Origin of the sequence: Leisingera thetidis, from assembly GCF_025857195.1 — a bacterium.
GTDB lineage: Bacteria > Pseudomonadota > Alphaproteobacteria > Rhodobacterales > Rhodobacteraceae > Leisingera > Leisingera thetidis.
Genome location: NZ_CP109787.1, coordinates 2,172,350 through 2,186,882 on the forward strand (window position 1 = coordinate 2,172,350; position 14,533 = coordinate 2,186,882).

The window sequence follows — 14,533 nt, forward strand, 5'->3', positions numbered from 1 at the left end:
GCAGTGCGCAGCTCCTGCTTGCCACGTCCAGCAGCGAAGGCCTCTCCCGTACCGCAAACCTTGGCTGGCATCCGGAACCGTCTGGCTGAGGGCAAAGGCATAAGGATTGCGGCGCGACGCCGGTTTGCTTTTGCCGTTCAGGGATATGAGCACGCATCTCTCCCATAAGGAAAGCATAACACAAAATTAATCATCTTTGGCGTGCATTTTAAAATTGCGCCAAAATTATTGCAATTTTAACAATATTTCAAAACAGTCAGGCATTCCGCCCCGGAACGCGGCGGTCTGGAGCGGCGACGAGCCGCTGCGGCTCCTTCGTTCGGATGCCGCATTTGCATCCGCACGGCGGGGGCCATTCAGCCGCTTCAAGCGGCGCGCGATTGCAGGCTTGGAGCCGCGGACCGCGCTGCACTCCGGGACTGAACACCCAGGCAGAAAACCCGCCGAACCAAAAGGTCCGGCGGGCCGCATGGGATTGACGCTAGTTCAGCGCCGCATCGGTGATCGCATGGGTCCAGGCGCCTTCCGGCTCCTTGGTGATCACGGGATCGGAGCCGCCGCCCATCAGCGTCGATACCGTGCGCTCGTAGTCTGCCGGATCCAGCGCGCCGTTGCTGCCTGCGGTCAGCTTGGCAATCTCGCCCATCATCCGCTTCTGGTGGGTCTCGGTCTGGGCGCCGGAGGCATCATTGTCGAGCACGATCTCCGCCGCCTCATCCGGGTGCTCCTCGGCGTATTTCCAGCCCTTCATCGAAGCCCGGACAAAGCGTTCCATCCTGCCGGTGAACTCCGGATCGCTGAGGTTCTCCTCCAGCACATAGAGGCCGTCCTCCAGCGTGGCGACGCCCTGGTCCTCATATTTGAAGGTGATCAGTTCGTCCGGGGACACACCTGCGTCGATGACCTGCCAGTATTCATTATAGGTCATGGTCGAAATGCAGTCCGCCTGGCGCTGCAGCAGCGGATCGACATTGAAGCCCTGCTTCAGCACCTCGACGCCGCTCTCTCCCTTGCCTTCGGTGGAAATCCCCAGCTGGCTCATCCAGCTCATGAAGGGGAATTCATTGCCAAAGAACCAGACGCCCAGGGTGCGGTTGGCCAGGTCTTCCGGTGCGGCAATGCCGGTGTCCTTCCAGCAGGTCAGCATCATGCCCGAGGACTTGAACGGCTGCGCGATATTGACCAGCGGCAGGCCCTTTTCGCGGGCCGCCAGCGCCGCGGGCATCCATTCCACCGTCACATCGGCGCCGCCGCCGGCAATCACCTGGGTCGGCGCGATGTCCGGGCCGCCCGGCAGGATGGTGACATTCAGGTCCTCTTCGCCGTAAAAGCCCTTGTCCAGCGCCACGTAATAGCCGGCGAACTGAGCCTGGGTCACCCATTTCAGCTGCAGCGTCACGTCATCGGCCGCCTGCGCCGCGCCTGCTGCCCCCAGCGCCAGGGCCGCCGCTGTCAGAGTATGTTTCATATGATTGGTCTCCCTATTGGTTTTCACGTGTCCGTTTTTTGTTTCGCAGTTTCCCGCATGCGGTGTGCCCGCTCACCCCCGTTGTGACGGATGCCAGAAGGTAAAGCTCTTCTCGATCAGCGCCACCAGCCCGTAAAAGGCCGAGCCCGCCAGCGCCGCCACCACGATCTCGGCCCAGACCATGTCCAGCGCCAGCTGGCCGACGCTGGTGGAAATGCGGAACCCCATGCCGACCGTGGGCGAGCCGAAGAACTCCGCCACAATCGCGCCGATCAGCGCCAGCGTTGTCGAAATCTTCAGCCCGTTGAAGACAAAGGGCAGCGCCGCAGGCAGCCGCAGCTTGAAAAAGGCCTGCCAGTAGCTCGCCGCATAGGTCTGCATCAGGTCGCGCTGCATCGCCGAGGTCTCGCGCAGGCCTGCCACGGTGTTCACCAGCATCGGAAAGAACACCATGACCACCACAACCGCGGCCTTGGAGTGCCAGTCGAACCCGAACCACATCACCAGGATCGGCGCGGTGCCGACAATCGGCAGCGCCGCCACGAAGTTCCCCACCGGCAACAGCCCGCGGCGCAGGAAATCGCTGCGGTCCACCAGAACCGCGGTCAGAAACGCCGCGCCGCAACCGATCGCATAGCCGCCAAGCGCGCCCTTCAGGATGGTCTGGGCAAAGTCCGCCCACAAGATCGGAATGCTGGAAGCAAACCGCGCCGCAATAACGGAAGGCGCCGGCAGGATCACCAGAGACACCTCCAGCCCGCGCACCATAAGCTCCCAGACCACCAGCACCGTGACCCCGAAGATGGCCGGCACCAGCAACTGCACCGCGCGGGTCCCAGACGCAGGACTGTTTGCCAGTCGGCTGTTCAGCCACCAGCCCAGGCACCAGACAAGACCGGCAAGCACCGCCATCATCATGACAGGATCCCCCTGTTCTTCTGGCTGAAAATATCCCGGTTGAGCCGCGCAGCGGCGAGGGCAGAGGCCTCAATCCGAATATCAATCATGCCCGCACCCCCATCCGCTTCAGCACCAGCTTCTCGATCAATCCGAGCAAAGCCACCAGCGCCGCGGCCAGAATTGCCGCTGCAAACAGCGCCGACCAGATCTGCACGGTCTGCCCGTAATAGCTGCCCGCCAGCAGCCGCGCCCCCAGGCCCGCGACCGCGCCGGTCGGCAGCTCGCCGACGATGGCCCCCACCAAGGACGCCGCAACGCCGATCTTCAGCGAGGCAAACAGATAGGGCATCGAGGATGGCAGCCGCAGCTTCCAGAACCCCTGGGCCGTATTGGCATTGTAGGTCTTGAGCAGGTCCAGCTGCATCGCATCCGGCGCCCGCAGCCCCTTCACCATGCCGACAACCACAGGGAAGAAGCTCAGATAGGCCGAGATCACTGCCTTGGGAATGATTCCCTGCACCCCGATGGAATAGAGCACCACGATGATCATCGGCGCCAGCGCGATGATCGGGATGGTCTGGCTGACAATCGCCCAGGGCATCACCGACATATCCATCACCCGGCTATGCACGATGCCGACCGCCAGCAGAATGCCCAGTCCGGTGCCGATGGCAAATCCCAGCAAAGTGGCGCTCAGCGTCACCTGCGCGTGATGGACCAGGCTGCGCTTGGAGGTGATCTTCTTCTCTACCGTGGTCTGCCACAGCTCCACCGCCACCTGATGCGGCGCCGGCAGCCGCGGGCGCTCCTGCATCCAGGTTTCGCCAACGGCAAATGTGTTCTTCGCCACCAGCCCGATTTCACTCATGTCCCGGCGCACCTTGGCACTGGGCGGGCTGACTTCGGCCCCTGCCCGCTCCGCTGAATCCAGCACGCCCTTGATGTTCATCGGCACGCAGGCCGCATACCAGAAGGCGATGATGGCGGCGAGAACGGCCAGGACAGCAACAAGGCTTTTCATGGCTGCGCCCTCCGCAAACGGCAGCCGCCCGGTGCACTGGGGAGGTACAGAGGGGGCACGCATGCCGCCCTCCGGTTCCGGCGGGTCCGGCTGGCGAACTCAGTCATCGCCATGCCCCGCCCGCAAGCCTTCGCGCACCCGGTGGGCGATCTCGATAAACTCCGGTCTGTCGCGGATATCGAGCGGCCGCTCCTGGGGCAATGTGCTGTCGATCACGTCATGGATGCGTCCGGGCCGCGGCGACATCACCACGATCTTGGTCGACAGGTACACCGCCTCCGGAATCGAGTGGGTGACAAAGCCGATGGTCTTGTTGGTCCGCGCCCACAGCTTCAAAAGCTGCTCATTCAGGTGGTCGCGCACGATCTCATCCAGCGCCCCGAAGGGTTCATCCATCAAGAGGATATCGGCATCAAATGCCAGCGCCCGCGCGATGCTGGCGCGCTGCTGCATGCCGCCCGACAGCTGCCAGGGAAACTTGCCGCCAAAGCCTGACAATTCAACAAGTTCCAGCACTTCGTTTACGCGCTTTTCCTGCTCCGCCCTGGAGTATCCCATGATCTCCAGCGGCAGCTTGACGTTCTTGGCGATGGTCCGCCACGGGTACAGCCCCGCGGCCTGAAACACATAACCATAAGCCCGGTTGCGGCGCGCCTCGTCCGGGGTCATGCCGTTGACGCTGAGTGTGCCGCCGGTGGGGGTCTCCAGCGCCGCGATACAGCGCAGGAACGTGGTCTTGCCGCAGCCCGACGGCCCGATGAAGGAGACAAACTCCCCTCTGCTGATCTCCAGGCTGATGTCCTTCAGCGCATGCACCGGCCCGTCGTTCGTCTCAAACGTCAGATCCAGGTTCCGGGCTTCGATCACGGTCTCGGCTGGGGCTGCGCCGGAAGCGGCGGCCTCGGGTCGGATTGCCTGGGTGGTCGGTTCCATATTCATATCTTCGCCTTGATTTCATACAGGAAAACGGGCCGCCGGTACCGGCAGCCCGTTCCTGGTTTCAAACACCTGTTGCCGGGATGCCGGTCCGCTCGACGGGACGCGGCGCGGTCAGCTCTTTCCAGGTGCTGAGCGCCTTGTTGACCGTGGTGTTGGCCTCCCGCGAGACGAACTTGCCGTGGCCCTCCTGGCACTTGATCTCGCCGTCATGCACCGCCACATGGCCGCGGGTCAGGGTAAAGCGCGGCAGCCCCTGCACCTCATGCCCTTCGAACACATTGTAGTCGATCGAGGACTGCTGGCTGGCGGCGGAAATCGTCTTGCGCTTCTGCGGGTCCCAGACCACCAGGTCAGCGTCGGCGCCGACCAGAACCGCGCCTTTTTTCGGGTAGCAATTCAGGATCTTGGCGATGTTTGTTGAGGTCACTGCGACAAACTCGTTCGGCGTCAGGCGGCCGGTTTCGACGCCATGGGTCCACAGCATCGGCATCCGGTCTTCCAGCCCGCCGGTGCCGTTCGGGATCTTGGTGAAATCGCCGACCCCATAGCGCTTCTGCTCGGTGGTAAAGGCGCAGTGGTCCGTCGCCACCACCGACAGCGAGCCGGACTGCAGACCGGCCCACAGGCTGTCCTGATGCTGCTTGTTGCGGAACGGCGGCGACATCACCCGGCGGGCGGCGTGGTCCCAGTCCTTGTTGAAATACTCGCTTTCATCCAGGGTCAGATGCTGGATCAGCGGTTCGCCCCAGACCCGCTTGCCCTGCATCCGGGCGCGGCGGATGGCCTCGTGGCTGTCCTCGCAGGAGGTATGCACCACATAAAGCGGCACGCCTGCCATATCGGCGATCATGATGGCGCGGTTGGTCGCCTCGCCCTCCACCTGGGGCGGCCGGGAATAGGCGTGCGCCTCAGGACCGGTATTGCCCTCGGCCAGCAGCTTGGCCTGCAGCTCGGCCACCACGTCGCCGTTTTCGGCATGCACCAGCGCGATGCCGCCCAGTTCCGAGAGACGTTTGAAGGAGGCATACAGTTCGTCATCATTCACCATCAGCGCGCCCTTGTAGGCCATGAAGTGCTTGAAGGTGTTGATGCCGCGTTCCTGGATCACGGTCTTGATGTCGTCAAAGACCTGCTCGCCCCACCAGGTCACCGCCATGTGGAAGGAGTAGTCGCAATTGGCCCGGGTCGATTTGTTGTCCCAGCGCTTCAAGGCGTCCAGCAAGCTCTCGCCCGGATTGGGCAGCGCAAAGTCCACCACCATGGTGGTGCCGCCCGCCAGGCCCGCGCGGGTGCCGGACTCGAAATCATCCGAGGAATAAGTCCCCATGAAGGGCATCTCCAGATGGGTATGCGGATCGATCCCGCCCGGCATCACATAGCAGCCGGTGGCATCCAGCTCCTCATCGCCTTTCAGGTTCGGGCCGATCTCGGCAATCACTCCGTTCTCAACAAGCACATCGGCCTTATAGGTCAGATCGGCGGTCACGATGGTGCCGTTTCTGATGACTTTACTCATTGCTATAACTCCCTGAACCGGGGCGCATTTTCACGCCTCCACTTAGTCTTGAAGAACAAGATCCCTTGTTCATCTGGCCGGAAATATCCCGGGGGAGCGGCCCGAAAGGCCGCGGGGGCAGCGCCCCTTACTCCACGATTTCCGCAGTCTCGACCACCGCATGGAACAGCACATTGGCGCCAGCCTCGGCCCATTCCTTGCTGATCTCCTCCGCTTCGTTGTGGCTGAGGCCATCGACACAGGGGCACATCACCATCGCCGTGGGTGCCACCCGGTTGATCCAGCAGGCATCATGGCCGGCGCCGGAAATCAAATCCTGATGCGAATAGCCCAGCCGCTCCGCCGCATTGCGCACCGCGGCCACGCAGCCCTCGTCAAAACTCACGGGATCAAAGCCGCCGACCTTTTCATATGCGATCTCCACCTCCATCGCCTCGGCAATCTGGGTGGCCTTCTCGCGCAAGCGGTTTTCCATATCGGTGATCACGTCCAGGTCCGGGCTGCGGAAATCGACGGTAAAGACCGCCTTGCCCGGGATCACGTTGCGCGAGTTGGGATAGACGTCGATATGGCCTGCCGCCCCCACCGCATGCGGCGCATGGCTCCAGGCGATTTCGTCCACCGCCTCCAGGATCCGCGCCATCGCCAGACCTGCATTGCGGCGCATCGGCATCGGGGTGGAGCCGGTATGGGCGTCCTTGCCGGTGATGGTCACCTGGGTCCAGCTGAGGCCCTGGCCGTGGGTCACCACGCCGATGTCCTTGCCTTCGGCCTCCAGGATCGGCCCCTGTTCGATATGCAGCTCAAAAAAGGCGTGCATCTTGCGGGCGCCGGTTTCCTCTTCGCCGCGCCAGCCGATGCGTTTCAGTTCGTCGCCGAACTTTTTGCCTTCGGCATCCTCCCGGCCATAGGCCCAATCCTGGGTATGGATACCCGCAAACACACCCGACGACAGCATCGCCGGGGCAAAGCGGGTGCCTTCCTCATTGGTGAAATTGGTGACCACAACCGGGTGTTTGGTCCTGATGTTCATGTCGTTGAGCGAACGGATCAGCTCCAGCCCGCCGAGCACGCCAAGCACCCCGTCATATTTGCCGCCGGTCGGCTGGGTGTCGAGATGCGAGCCGACATAGACCGGCAGTGCTTCCGGATCGGTGCCTTCCCGCCGCGCAAACATGTTGCCCATCTGGTCAAGCCCCATGGTGCAGCCCGCCTCCTCGCACCATTTCTGGAACAGGGCGCGGCCTTCGCCATCCTCATCCGTCAGGGTCTGGCGGTTGTTGCCGCCCGCAACACCGGGCCCGATCCTGGCCATCTCCATCAGGCTGTCCCACAGCCTGTCGCCATTGATCTTCAAATTTTGTCCAAGCGACGTCATCACGAGCTTCCTTCCCTGTTCGCCCGTCTTTGCGGGCTCCCTTCGGCTTGGCGCCGTATTTAGGTGGCTTCGAGTGCCGGTCTCCGTCAAAGCCAGCCCTTTTGATGCCGGCCTTTGATTTGACCAACTGGTCAAACTCACGCTATCACGGGTTCACCACCAGTCAAGAAATTGCCGCAGGACCCTTGAAAAAATCGGCCCTTTTGCCGGAAACAGATGAAATTCCGCGCTTTCGCTGGCAGAAGGCGGCAGAACCAGACAAGGACGACCATGCCCGCAGACCGCGCGCCCACCCGCATTCAGAAGAAGAATCGCGCCGCCATCCTGGAGGCAGCGCTGGACGTGTTTTCCAGCCATGGATTCCGCGGCTCGACCGTGGACCAGATCGCCAAGGCGGCCGGGCTGTCAAAGCCCAACCTGCTCTATTATTTCCCCTCCAAGGAAGCGATCTTCAACGAGCTGATGGCGGCGCTGCTGGACACCTGGCTGGATCCGCTGCGGGCCCTCAATCCCGATGGCGAGCCTCTGGAGGAAATCCTTGCCTATGTGCAGCGCAAGCTGCAAATGAGCCGGGACTTCCCGCGCGAAAGCCGTCTCTATGCCAATGAGATCGTGCAGGGCGCGCCACGGCTGCAAGAGGTTATTGCCGGGGATCTGAAAGTGCTGGTGGATGAGAAGGCGGAGCTGCTGCAGGGCTGGATGGATGCCGGGCGGATCAACCGGGCACATCCCAAGCACCTGCTGTTTTCGATCTGGTCGCTGACCCAGCACTATGCGGATTTCGATGCCCAGGTGCGCACGCTGATGGGCGGCGAAGACCCTTTCGACGCCGCACCGCAATACCTGGAAACCCTGTACCGCCGGATGCTTACACCGCGCAGCTGATCCTTCACCCGCCTTCGGATACGCTTCGGGAAAGCCAAGCCCTCCCGCGCCCGCAGGTGCCATCAGCTGTTGCTGATGCCCCCTTGGCGGCCTTGGGCCCGGCGCCGCGCAATGCGCGGCGCCGGGCCCAACGGGAGGAGTGTCTCCGGAACGGAGACCGACGACGGGCGGGAGAGTTTCCTTGTTTCCCAGCCCGCCGGTGCGGGTTATTCGGCGGCTGTTGCCGCCGGGTTGTTCGGATGTGTGGTCCAATTGGCGTAATCGCCCGAGACCACCTCGCCGGTGCGTTCGTCAATCTGGCCCGCCGGCACCTCTTCCATCGTGATGCAGCCCTCGACCGGGCAGACATTCACACAGAGGTTGCAGGCGACGCATTCGTCGTCCTTCACGGTGAACACCCGGTCCGCGCTCATCGCGATGGCCTGGTGCGAGGTATCCTCGCAGGCCGCATAGCAGCGGCCGCATTTGATGCAGTCGTCCTGGCTGATCCGTGCCTTGGTGACATAGTTCAGGTCCAGATACTGCCAGTCGGTCACATTCGGCACCGCCATGCCGATGAAATCCCGGGTCGAGGTATAACCTTTCTCATCCATCCAGGCGGACAGGCCGGAGATCATTTCCTGAACCACCTTGAAACCATAGGTCATCGCCGCGGTGCAGACCTGCACGTTGCCGGCACCCATCGCCATGAACTCCGCCGCGTCGCGCCAGGTGGTGACGCCGCCGATGGCCGAGATCGGCAGGCCGCGGGTCTGTGCGTCACGGGCAATTTCCGCCACCATGTTCAGCGCAATCGGCTTCACCGCCGGGCCGCAATAGCCGCCGTGGGTGCCCTTGCCGGCGATGGTCGGCTCCGGCGCCATATTGTCGAGATCCACCGAGGTGATCGAGTTGATGGTGTTGATCAGGCTGACCGCATCAGCGTTGCCCGCATGCGCCGCGCGGGCCGGGTGGCGGATATCTGTGATGTTCGGGGTCAGCTTCACGATCACCGGCTTGGAATAGTACTGCTTGCACCACTCGGTGACCATCTGGATGTACTCCGGCACCTGACCCACCGCAGACCCCATGCCGCGTTCGGCCATGCCGTGCGGGCAGCCGAAGTTCAGCTCGATCCCGTCGGCGCCGGTGGCCTCGACCTGCGGCAGGATGTCCTTCCACGCCTGCTCCTCGCAGGGCACCATCAGCGAGACGATCACCGCCCGGTCGGGGTAGTCCTTCTTGACGCGGGTGATTTCCGCGAGGTTGGTCTGCAGGGGACGGTCGGTGATCAGCTCGATGTTGTTCAAACCCAGCAGGCGCCGGTCAGCGCCCCAGATCGCGCCATAGCGCGGGCCGTTCACATTGACCACCGGCGGGCCTTCGGCGCCCAGCGTCTTCCAGACCACACCGCCCCAGCCGGCCTCGAATGCGCGGCGGACGTTGTATTCCTTGTCGGTCGGCGGCGCCGAGGCCAGCCAGAACGGGTTCGGGGATTTGATCCCCAGAAATTCTGTTGTCAGATCAGCCATTTGATCTCTCCTCTTAAGGCTAGCTTGGAGCGCGCAAGCGCTCCACAGCTGGCTCAGCCCATCAGGCTGGAGTGAATGTCCATTGCAGCATCGCGGCCCTCGGCCACGGCGGTCACGGTGAGGTCTTCGCCACCCGAGGCACAGTCGCCGCCGGCCCAGACCCCGGCCACGGAGGTGCGCCCGTTGGCATCGACCTTGATCTTGCGGCCCTCCAGCGCCAGCGCATCCGGCTGGCCCTCCAGCGTCTGGCCGATGGCCTTGAACACCTGATCCGCGGCCAGCCGCACGGTCTCGCCGGTGCCGGCGACCTTGCCGTCCGTGACCTCAGTATACTCCAATTCGATCTCGGCCGCTGCGCCATTGCCATGCACCGCCCTGGGCATGACGTTGAACATCAGCTTCACACCTTTCGAGGCCGCCAGATCCTGTTCGAACCGGCTGGCGCCCATCTCCTCTCGGCTGCGGCGGTAGGCGATGGTGACGTTTTCCGCGCCCAGCAGCTTGGACTGCACTGCCGCATCCACCGCGGTCATGCCGCCGCCGATCACCACCACATTGCGGCCCACCGGCAGCGTGGTCAGATCGCTGGCCTGACGCACATCAGCGATGAAGCCGACCGCGTCGCGCACACCATCCTTGTCCTCTCCCGGAGCGCGCAGAGCATTGACCCCGGCAAGGCCGATGGAGAGGAAGACCGCGTCGTAGGCCTCTTTCAGCGCGTCGAGAGACAGGTCAACGCCCAATTTCTTGCCATAGTCCATGGTGATGCCGCCGATCTGCAGCAGCCAATCAACTTCCCGCTGGGCAAAGTCATTGGTGGATTTATAGGCGGCAATCCCGAATTCATTGAGACCGCCGGCCTTGGATTTGGCGTCATAAACAACCACGCTGTGGCCCAGCATCGCCAACCGGTGCGCCGCAGCCAGGCCGGCCGGACCGGCGCCTGCAACAGCGATTTTCTTGCCGGTCGCTTCGGCGCGGGTGAAGGGATGCCCGCCCCTCTCCATCAGCGTGTCAGTGGCATAGCGCTGCAGGCGGCCGATCTCGACCGGCTTGCCCTCGGCGGTTTCGCGCACACAGACCTCTTCGCACAGGGTTTCGGTCGGGCAGACCCGGGCGCACATGCCGCCAAGGATATTCTGCGTCAGAATGGTGCGGGCCGCGCTTTCGGGGTGGCCCGCCTGGATCTCCCGGATGAACTGGGGGATGTCGATGCTGGTCGGACAGGCCGTCATGCAGGGCGCGTCATAGCAGAAATAGCAGCGGTCCGCTGCCACGGCAGCCTCATGCGCATCATAGGCCGGGTGCAGGTCCGAGAAGTTCTCGGCGATCCCGGCGGCGTCCAAACGCGCCGCCCGGATGCCGGATGCCTGATGGCTGGTCGCCATTGGGTGTCTCCCTGATTTTCGGTTGTTCTGCCTTTCAGAGTGCCACAGTCTGATTTTTTATCAACTGGTAAAATTTTAAGCCCGGCAAAAAAATAACCGGCCCCGAAGGAGCGGCCCGCAACAGTTTGATATCATGAAAGAAGCCTCGGGCCGACTCAGACGATCAATTGCGCTAGGTGGCCGGTTTTCATCCAGATTTTTGCGCCTTCTGCGCCAACGGTGGCGTCGAACCGGCTGCCGGGCGGCAGCCGCAGCCAATCCCAGCGGCGGAATTCCTCGCCGCTTTCACTGTAGCTGCCGTCAACCACAAAGATTTCCGCCCCGCCAGAGGCCTCCAGACTGACCGCCTGCCCAGGCGCCCAGGATTGCAGCGTCACGGTTTCAACGGCGTCCTGGAACAGCTTCTGTTCCCGCGCAGGGACGCCGGTGCGGGTTTTGACCTCGGTCCGGTCGGCGGGGTCGAACTGGTGCAGCTTGACCAGGATCACCGCGCCCTCCGCCGCGGCGGGCGTATGGCTGGTGGTGGGCGGATTGCGCACGTAGGCGCCTGCCGGGAAATCGCCATGCTCGTCCTGAAACACCCCCTCCAGCACCAGAAACTCCTCGCCGCCGTCGTGCACATGCGGATCAAAGGCGGACCCCGGCGCAAAACGGACGATGGAGGTGGCGCGGGCCACTTCCCCGCCGATGCGGTCGAGCATCTTGCGCTCTACCCCCGGTGCCGGGCTGGGCACCCAGGGCGTGTCCTCGAAATGCACCGCGGCGCGTGTGCTGAAATCGGCATTGATACGCATCTGGCTCTCCCGCTGCTGCCTCACGCAATGTGGCGGCTGGGCGGAGCCAGGGAAAGAGCGTTCACGAAACCGTGCTTGTGCCGCCGCCTCAGCCCGGCAGCACTGCGGTGGCTTCGATTTCGATCTTGGCCTCATCCTCGACCAGCGCAGAGACCACCACCATGGTCATCGCCGGGAAGTGATAGCCCATCACCGCACGGTAGGCTTTGCCGACCTCTGCCTGATGGGCGAGGTATTCCGCCTTGTCGGTCACGAACCAGGTCAGCCGGGTGATGTCCGGCGCTGTTCCGCCTGCGGCCTCCACGACCGCCAGGATGTTGCGCAGTGCCTGGCTCATCTGACCGATGAAATCCTGCGCTTCAAACACCTGGTCCGCGGTCCAGCCGATCTGGCCGCCGACAAACAGCAGCCGTCCCTCGGCCACCATGCCGTTGGCATAGCCTTTGGCGGGCTTCCACCCTTCGGGGTGCACGCTGATGGCCGGCATGGCGGGACTCCTTTGCTGATACTGCCTGCACAGGAAAGATACCGCTGCCACGGGAGATATTTCAAGCTTAAAATTTCTTGCCTGGCAGGAGACCGCTGCAAAAACAAAGCCGCACAGACCGGAAGGCTTGTGCGGCTCATCAATTCAAGGCGGCAGGCAGGCTCACATGCCCAGTGCTTCCTTGTACATTTCCAGCACCGCCTCTTCTTCGGCGATGTCATTCTGGTCGCGCTTGCGCAGGGCGATGATCTTGCGCATCACCTTGGTGTCATAGCCGCGCGCCTTGGCTTCGGCCATCACCTCTTTCTGCTGCTCGGCGATGGTCTTTTTCTCTTCGTCCAGCCGCTCGAACCGTTCGATGAACTGGCGCAGTTCTCCGGCTGTCACACGGTAGTTTTCGCTTTTTTCGTCTTCGGTGATATCCATCTGCGGCTCCGTCGGCACATGCTGTCAATTGCTGTCGGAGCAAGGGGATAGCGCCCCGCCCGCTGCGCCGCAAGCGGGGAAAGCCGCACAAGCGCGCCGAGCGGCAAAAACCGACGCCCGCAGCCCGGCGGCTTGCACGCGCGGGCCGGATCGGCTAGGCGCAGCGCAGCGAAACCCGCAGGAGCACGCAAATGTTCGATCTCATCGTCTGGACCGGAGCCGCCCTGTCCGTTGCCGGGCTGCTCGGGCTGGTCTGGTGCATCGTCCGGGTTGCACGCGCCCGCCGCCAGGATCTGGATGACGACGCGCTGCGTGCAGTGGTGCAGTCGGTGCTGCCCTACAATCTGGGCGCTCTTCTGCTGTCGGTTCTGGGGCTGATGCTGGTGATGGCAGGTATTTTCCTGGGCTGACGCCAAAGGCCGCACCGCCCCGGAAGGCCGGTCAGACCGGCATGTTGTCAAACATCTCCTCCACCGCTTCCTCGCACAGCGCAGCTTCAAGGCGGCGGAACCGGCCGGGAACCTCGGTACCCTTCTTGCGCATATGATCAAGCAGCCGGATGAACTCGGGCCGCATAGCAAGACGGGCGGCACCGGTCTCTCCGAGGATCCTGGTTTCCAGATTTTCAACGGTATGCAGCAGATCTTCATGTGTCATGAACAGTCCTCCCTAACTCATGATGAGATTATGCCGGTATTTCACAACAGGCGTACGAATACCCGCGGAATTTGGGCGCTCCGCCGCTTATTTATGCAGATTTCTCGACCGGCTGACGGTTTTGCAGGCGCCGCCTGACGCTCCCCTCGATACCGCAGTGCAGCATTGGCCTGGCTTGACTCCCATCAAGGGGCTGCGATGATTTTCCGGTGCAAACGGTTTTGCCGCCGGCGTGCTTGCAACATATTCTCAAATCAATATATGATTTCCCAAACCCAAGGGAGAGCGACTGATGACCCCCGCCGTCCAGGCCTTTTTCGACGAAGCCACCAACACCGTCTCCTACGTGGTCCGCGAGCCCGAAGGCTCTGCCTGCGCCATCATCGATTCGGTTCTGGATTACGACCAGGCGGCCGGGCGCACCTGCACTGCCTCGGCCGACAGGATCATCGAATGGATCAAGGCCGAGAGCCTGCGGGTGGAGTGGATTCTCGAAAGCCACGTGCATGCCGACCACCTGTCCGCAGCCCCTTACCTGCAGGAGGAACTGGGGGGCAGGATCGGCATCGGCGACCGGATCACCGTGATCCAGGACACCTTCGGCAAGATCTTCAACGAAGGCACCAGGTTCCAGCGTGACGGCAGCCAGTTCGACCGGCTGTTCCGAGAGGGCGACGTGTTCATGATCGGCCAGATGCGCGGCGAGGTGCTGCACACCCCCGGCCACACGCCCGCCTGCCTCACCTATGTGATCGGCGATGCGGCCTTTGTCGGCGACACCCTGTTCATGCCCGATTTCGGCACGGCGCGCTGCGACTTCCCGGGCGGGTCCTCAGCCGACCTCTACAACTCGATTCAGAAGATCCTGGCACTGCCGGACGACACCCGCGTCTTTGTCGGCCATGACTACAAGGCGCCGGGCCGTGACGCTTATGCCTGGGAAACCACCGTGGGCGAGCAGAAGGCGCTGAACGTGCATATCGGTGCGGGCCGCAGCATCGAGGAATTCACCCGGATGCGCGATGCCCGGGATGCGACACTGGGCATGCCGCGGCTGATCCTGCCATCGCTGCAGGTGAACATGCGGGCAGGCCAGATGCCGGAACCGGATGATCAGGGCAACGTGTTCCTGAAGATCCCGGTCAACAAGATTTAACTGGACG

At 63.0% G+C, this 14,533-nt stretch carries 15 protein-coding genes; 3 read left to right on the top strand and 12 right to left on the bottom strand.

Annotation, left to right across the window (positions count from 1 at the left end; all coding sequences use genetic code 11):
• Nucleotides 1-481 precede the first annotated feature (481 nt).
• From OKQ63_RS10340 to OKQ63_RS10365, 6 genes are all read right to left on the bottom strand, one after another.
• Complete coding sequence (locus OKQ63_RS10340) at nt 482-1,468, bottom strand: ABC transporter substrate-binding protein (RefSeq protein ID WP_264213846.1); 987 nt, start codon at nt 1,466-1,468, stop codon at nt 482-484.
• 72 nt (nt 1,469-1,540) lie between these two features.
• The gene (locus tag OKQ63_RS10345) at nt 1,541-2,386 is read right to left on the bottom strand and encodes an ABC transporter permease (protein WP_264213847.1); all 846 of its coding nucleotides are present in this window, start codon (nt 2,384-2,386) and stop codon (nt 1,541-1,543) included.
• An 85-nt stretch (nt 2,387-2,471) separates the two neighbouring features.
• Nucleotides 2,472-3,389 carry an ABC transporter permease gene (locus OKQ63_RS10350; RefSeq protein ID WP_264213848.1) on the bottom strand — a complete coding sequence of 306 codons (918 nt, stop codon included), beginning with the start codon at nt 3,387-3,389 and terminating at the stop codon, nt 2,472-2,474.
• Between the two features lie 99 nt (nt 3,390-3,488).
• The gene (locus OKQ63_RS10355) at nt 3,489-4,328 is read right to left on the bottom strand and encodes an ABC transporter ATP-binding protein (protein ID WP_264213849.1); all 840 of its coding nucleotides are present in this window, start codon (nt 4,326-4,328) and stop codon (nt 3,489-3,491) included.
• Between the two features lie 61 nt (nt 4,329-4,389).
• Nucleotides 4,390-5,844, bottom strand: coding sequence for a dihydropyrimidinase (hydA, locus tag OKQ63_RS10360; RefSeq protein WP_264213850.1), 1,455 nt, complete (start codon nt 5,842-5,844; stop codon nt 4,390-4,392).
• 127 nt (nt 5,845-5,971) lie between these two features.
• Nucleotides 5,972-7,222, bottom strand: coding sequence for a Zn-dependent hydrolase (locus tag OKQ63_RS10365; RefSeq protein ID WP_264213851.1), 1,251 nt, complete (start codon nt 7,220-7,222; stop codon nt 5,972-5,974).
• 270 nt (nt 7,223-7,492) lie between these two features.
• Here OKQ63_RS10365 and OKQ63_RS10370 point away from each other — a divergent pair, with 270 nt between their 5' ends.
• Complete coding sequence (locus OKQ63_RS10370) at nt 7,493-8,107, top strand: TetR family transcriptional regulator C-terminal domain-containing protein (protein WP_264213852.1); 615 nt, start codon at nt 7,493-7,495, stop codon at nt 8,105-8,107.
• Nucleotides 8,108-8,313: 206 nt separating this feature from the next.
• Here OKQ63_RS10370 and preA read toward each other — a convergent pair whose 3' ends face one another.
• The 5 genes from preA to OKQ63_RS10395 form a co-directional block, all read right to left on the bottom strand.
• Nucleotides 8,314-9,618 (bottom strand): NAD-dependent dihydropyrimidine dehydrogenase subunit PreA, encoded by a 1,305-nt coding sequence (preA, locus tag OKQ63_RS10375; protein ID WP_264213853.1) that lies wholly within the window; start codon nt 9,616-9,618, stop codon nt 8,314-8,316.
• 53 nt (nt 9,619-9,671) lie between these two features.
• Entirely contained in the window at nt 9,672-11,006 is a 1,335-nt protein-coding gene (locus OKQ63_RS10380; RefSeq protein WP_264210002.1) for an NAD(P)-dependent oxidoreductase, read from the bottom strand.
• Between the two features lie 155 nt (nt 11,007-11,161).
• Nucleotides 11,162-11,800 carry a cupin domain-containing protein gene (locus OKQ63_RS10385; protein ID WP_264210003.1) on the bottom strand — a complete coding sequence of 213 codons (639 nt, stop codon included), beginning with the start codon at nt 11,798-11,800 and terminating at the stop codon, nt 11,162-11,164.
• Nucleotides 11,801-11,888: 88 nt separating this feature from the next.
• Nucleotides 11,889-12,287 (bottom strand): RidA family protein, encoded by a 399-nt coding sequence (locus OKQ63_RS10390; protein WP_264210004.1) that lies wholly within the window; start codon nt 12,285-12,287, stop codon nt 11,889-11,891.
• Between the two features lie 162 nt (nt 12,288-12,449).
• Nucleotides 12,450-12,713, bottom strand: a complete 264-nt coding sequence (locus tag OKQ63_RS10395) for a DUF2312 domain-containing protein (protein ID WP_264210005.1) — start codon at nt 12,711-12,713, stop codon at nt 12,450-12,452.
• A 191-nt stretch (nt 12,714-12,904) separates the two neighbouring features.
• Between OKQ63_RS10395 and OKQ63_RS10400 the strand changes: the two genes are divergently transcribed.
• Nucleotides 12,905-13,123 (top strand): hypothetical protein, encoded by a 219-nt coding sequence (locus OKQ63_RS10400; protein WP_264210006.1) that lies wholly within the window; start codon nt 12,905-12,907, stop codon nt 13,121-13,123.
• Nucleotides 13,124-13,154: 31 nt separating this feature from the next.
• On the opposite strand, the gene OKQ63_RS10405 is transcribed toward OKQ63_RS10400, so the two are convergent.
• Nucleotides 13,155-13,370 carry a hypothetical protein gene (locus tag OKQ63_RS10405; RefSeq protein WP_264210007.1) on the bottom strand — a complete coding sequence of 72 codons (216 nt, stop codon included), beginning with the start codon at nt 13,368-13,370 and terminating at the stop codon, nt 13,155-13,157.
• A 292-nt stretch (nt 13,371-13,662) separates the two neighbouring features.
• On the opposite strand from OKQ63_RS10405, the gene OKQ63_RS10410 reads away from it, so the two are divergent.
• Complete coding sequence (locus OKQ63_RS10410; RefSeq protein ID WP_264210008.1) at nt 13,663-14,526, top strand: MBL fold metallo-hydrolase; 864 nt, start codon at nt 13,663-13,665, stop codon at nt 14,524-14,526.
• Nucleotides 14,527-14,533: the final 7 nt, after the last annotated feature.

Excerpts from the sequence above, each read along its gene's own strand:
- OKQ63_RS10345 (WP_264213847.1), bottom strand. The coding sequence starts at position 2,386 with ATGATGATGGCGGTGCTTGCCGGTCTTGTCTGGTGCCTGGGCTGGTGG.
- OKQ63_RS10400 (WP_264210006.1), top strand. The coding sequence starts at position 12,905 with ATGTTCGATCTCATCGTCTGGACCGGAGCCGCCCTGTCCGTTGCCGGG.
- OKQ63_RS10395 (WP_264210005.1), bottom strand. The coding sequence starts at position 12,713 with ATGGATATCACCGAAGACGAAAAAAGCGAAAACTACCGTGTGACAGCC.
- OKQ63_RS10405 (WP_264210007.1), bottom strand. The coding sequence starts at position 13,370 with ATGACACATGAAGATCTGCTGCATACCGTTGAAAATCTGGAAACCAGG.
- OKQ63_RS10355 (WP_264213849.1), bottom strand. The coding sequence starts at position 4,328 with ATGAATATGGAACCGACCACCCAGGCAATCCGACCCGAGGCCGCCGCT.
- OKQ63_RS10390 (WP_264210004.1), bottom strand. The coding sequence starts at position 12,287 with ATGCCGGCCATCAGCGTGCACCCCGAAGGGTGGAAGCCCGCCAAAGGC.
- OKQ63_RS10410 (WP_264210008.1), top strand. The coding sequence starts at position 13,663 with ATGACCCCCGCCGTCCAGGCCTTTTTCGACGAAGCCACCAACACCGTC.
- OKQ63_RS10350 (WP_264213848.1), bottom strand. The coding sequence starts at position 3,389 with ATGAAAAGCCTTGTTGCTGTCCTGGCCGTTCTCGCCGCCATCATCGCC.
- OKQ63_RS10385 (WP_264210003.1), bottom strand. The coding sequence starts at position 11,800 with ATGCGTATCAATGCCGATTTCAGCACACGCGCCGCGGTGCATTTCGAG.
- hydA (WP_264213850.1), bottom strand. The coding sequence starts at position 5,844 with ATGAGTAAAGTCATCAGAAACGGCACCATCGTGACCGCCGATCTGACC.
- OKQ63_RS10380 (WP_264210002.1), bottom strand. The coding sequence starts at position 11,006 with ATGGCGACCAGCCATCAGGCATCCGGCATCCGGGCGGCGCGTTTGGAC.
- preA (WP_264213853.1), bottom strand. The coding sequence starts at position 9,618 with ATGGCTGATCTGACAACAGAATTTCTGGGGATCAAATCCCCGAACCCG.
- OKQ63_RS10365 (WP_264213851.1), bottom strand. The coding sequence starts at position 7,222 with ATGACGTCGCTTGGACAAAATTTGAAGATCAATGGCGACAGGCTGTGG.
- OKQ63_RS10370 (WP_264213852.1), top strand. The coding sequence starts at position 7,493 with ATGCCCGCAGACCGCGCGCCCACCCGCATTCAGAAGAAGAATCGCGCC.
- OKQ63_RS10340 (WP_264213846.1), bottom strand. The coding sequence starts at position 1,468 with ATGAAACATACTCTGACAGCGGCGGCCCTGGCGCTGGGGGCAGCAGGC.